Source organism: Pedobacter sp. 05L430 (genome assembly GCF_056397585.1).
This window is the reverse complement of sequence record NZ_JBFTNT010000406.1, coordinates 1-3120: the sequence shown is the minus strand read 5'-3', so window position 1 is coordinate 3120 and position 3120 is coordinate 1. Positions and strand designations below refer to the sequence as shown.

The following is a 3120-nucleotide window of genomic DNA, read 5'->3' as shown; positions in this document are numbered from 1 at the left end:
GAATAAATCCAGTGCTTCTCTTTTCTTTTCGGTAAGATCAAAATCGAGTTTATGAAAAAGGTAATCATTCAAATCAAAATCATCCCGGGCAGGCAAGCCTTTTAACAGCTCTGCACGATGACCTAACCCAAAAGCCAGTGCTTTATTAAATTCATCAATAAAAGATTGAGGAATAGTTTTGTTGGCAACCCAGGCTGCGTAAACAAATGGCAGGCCTGTAAAATCCATCCATTGCTGCCCCATATCATAAGCAAAAGCATAATCAGCCTTTTTACCAAAAGTTCTGTCGCCTATTAATACTATTGCATCAGTTTTTGCATCGATATCTGTAGTAAATTCAACATCCAGTTTCCAGTAAAATTTCAACAATACTTTTGCAAGATTATTTGAGGTACGGGAATGACTATCTAATCTTACCGTTTTAATTTCTGAAACATCAACATCGCTAAAAATAAATACAGAATTTACTGCACCAATTGATCCAATACAGTAATCTGCAACGATGTTAGCATTAGGTACATGCGGTATGACAGCAACAGGAATTAATCCTATATCAACTTGGTTATTAATTAGCTTAGCAGCACAATCTGAGGGTATATCTAAACTTAGATCTATCTTATTTAGAATTTCCGAATGTTCAATTCCGTAAATGAAGGGCTTAGTATTTGTATAGGAAACTGCAGATATTTTAATATTACTCAAAGGAATTATTTTAAATGGTCGGTATTATTAAACTCAACGATGTCAAATTTATCGCCAGTGAGTTCAACTTTATAAAGTGTTGTATTTTGGTGCGGGAAATCTCCCATTTCGGACAAAGGTTTATTCATCAGCAAGCACAGCAATAAACGCATTGCACGACCATGCATGCAAATCAAGATCAGTTTTTCTTCTTTTTTGGATTTGATCAGGTCTACCGCTTCTTTAAGTCTGGCTAAAACCTGGTTAGGGCTCTCTCCACCTTCAAAATGTGCGTCATAATCGCCTTCGTCCCAGGCTGTAACTATAGCTTTAAACGCTGTTATTGCATTATCATCATTAGGCTTTCCTTCCCACTTGCCCCATGCAAGCTCATCTAAACCTGCAACCTGTTCCCATGGAATTCCGGCATCAATAAATCCCTGAACCGTTTGATGTGTACGCTTTAGTTTTGACGTATAAATCTTTTCAAAGGGGACATTTTTATACATTGCATAAAAAGCAGCAGCCTGACTGCGTCCGGTGTCGTTAAGATCGCTGTTTATTCCCCTGCCCTGTACAATTCCTAGTTTATTTAATTCTGTTTCACCATGCCTGATGATGTATATTTCCTTATCCATTAGTTAATTACGGGTAATTTGTAGTATTGAGGTTTCACTTCATCCTCAAAAACGAAATCAGTGTAATCGGTTACAACATTATATAAAGTATCTCTTTCAATGGGTTTACGTTTTACCTGTTTTATGAGATTTACGAGGTCTTGTGTACTCATTGCAGGAGTTTGCTCTTCGGCGCCGGCCATTGAATAGATCTTAGTGGTATCATCTAGCGTACCATCTATATCGTCTACCCCAAAGTTTAATGAAAGTTGAGCAGTTTGTCTGCTGATCATTGCCCAATAGGCTTTAATGTGATCAAAGTTATCCATGTAAATACGCGCAATTGCATAATTCCTCAAGTCTTCAATTACAGATACTTCCGGCACATTACTCATCTGGTTGTGCTGATTTCTGAATTTAAGCGGAATAAAAGTCTGGAAACCACCTGTCTTATCCTGCAACTGACGTAATTGCTCCATGTGATCTACACGATGTTCATATTTTTCGATATGTCCATATAACATAGTTGCGTTAGAACGCATCCCCAGCTTATGCCATTCTTCATGTATAGCCAACCATTGTTCGCCGGTACATTTATCTTTAGATATAAGGTCTCTTACCTCAGGATGAAAGATCTCTGCCCCTCCTCCTGGAATTGACTCTAATCCGGCCTCTTTCATTAATTTCATACCAGTGGCATAGTCAATTTTAGCCTTTTTAAATATATAATGATATTCTACGGGTGTTAATGCTTTAACATGAAGTTCAGGACGGTGTTTTTTTATTGCGCTAAAAAGTGCTGAATAAAAAGCAACATCGTATTGAGGTAAAACTCCACCTACTATATGTACTTCTGTAACAGGTTCGTTGTCGTACTTTTTAACCACATCAAGCATTTCCTCCATCGTTAGGGCCCAGCCTTCTTCCTTCTGCTTAATTAAGCGAGAATATGAACAGAATTTACAGTCGTAAACACAAAGGTTAGTCGGCTCTAAATGAAAATTACGGTTAAAATAGGTTTTATCACCGTGCTTTTGCTCTCTTATGTGATTTGCTAAGGCACCCAGGTACCCAAGTTCGGCATGTTCATAAAGATAAACACCCTCGTCAAAAGTAATCCTTTCTTGATTTTGTACCTTTTGTGCAATTGCTTTAAGTGCCCCAGGCAGATCTGGATCGTTTAAAATCAGAGCTAGTTTTGAAGTAGTATCCATTTATAACGTATAATGAACAAAAGTAACATAAAATCAACAGATAACCCTTTTTTAAGGGATTTTACCTGTCAATATTATGTCAAGAGCGTTATTTCCTGATCTTCTGGTAATTAGCCGGGTTACAAAAATGGCCGCCATAAGGCAGCCATTTTGGATTATTGTTGGAAAAAGTTTAGAAATTACTCGGAGTGGTAGTATCCCACCATAAGCGTGATGCAATATCGTCTTTACCTGAGCTTAAAAAAGTCGCAGCTTCAGCAACAGCTGCAGCATTACCGGTTCTTTCTGCGGGCACAAATACGAGGCGTTTTATCCATTGATCGGCTGTTATTACACCCCAATCCGGACTACTATCATTTTTAGCTACGTGCGGAATTTTAGGATAGCCTGTCCTTCTAAAATCTACCCAGGCTTCTAAAGTATTGGTAAAAGTAGCTARGTATTTTTGTGTGATAATTTTTTCCAGTTTCAGTTCATTAGCGTCACCAGCATTCCAGGCTATCGTAATGGTAGAAAGTGCTGTGAAATTATTTTTACTGTCTTTTGGATCAATATAGTTGATTGGTTTACTTGTTGCATCAGCCAAATAGGCATCAACACCTGCTGCT

At 37.9% G+C, this 3120-nt stretch carries 4 protein-coding genes; all 4 read right to left on the bottom strand.

The window, feature by feature from the left end:
- On the bottom strand, positions 1–702 hold a 702-nt coding region (locus AC1DG9_RS25580; RefSeq protein WP_477635516.1), incomplete at its 3' end, for a menaquinone biosynthetic enzyme MqnA/MqnD family protein.
- Positions 703–707: 5 nt separating this feature from the next.
- A complete protein-coding gene (locus AC1DG9_RS25575; protein WP_172663317.1) occupies positions 708–1319 on the bottom strand; it encodes a histidine phosphatase family protein in 612 nt (203 codons plus the stop codon).
- Positions 1319–2512: an aminofutalosine synthase MqnE gene (gene mqnE / locus AC1DG9_RS25570; protein WP_337714892.1), complete on the bottom strand. Its 1194-nt coding sequence runs from the start codon at positions 2510–2512 to the stop codon at positions 1319–1321. The genes AC1DG9_RS25575 and mqnE overlap by 1 nt, the downstream gene beginning before the upstream one ends.
- Before the next feature lie 172 nt (positions 2513–2684).
- Positions 2685–3120: SusD/RagB family nutrient-binding outer membrane lipoprotein (locus AC1DG9_RS25565; RefSeq protein ID WP_477635515.1), on the bottom strand; the 436-nt coding region annotated here is incomplete at its 5' end.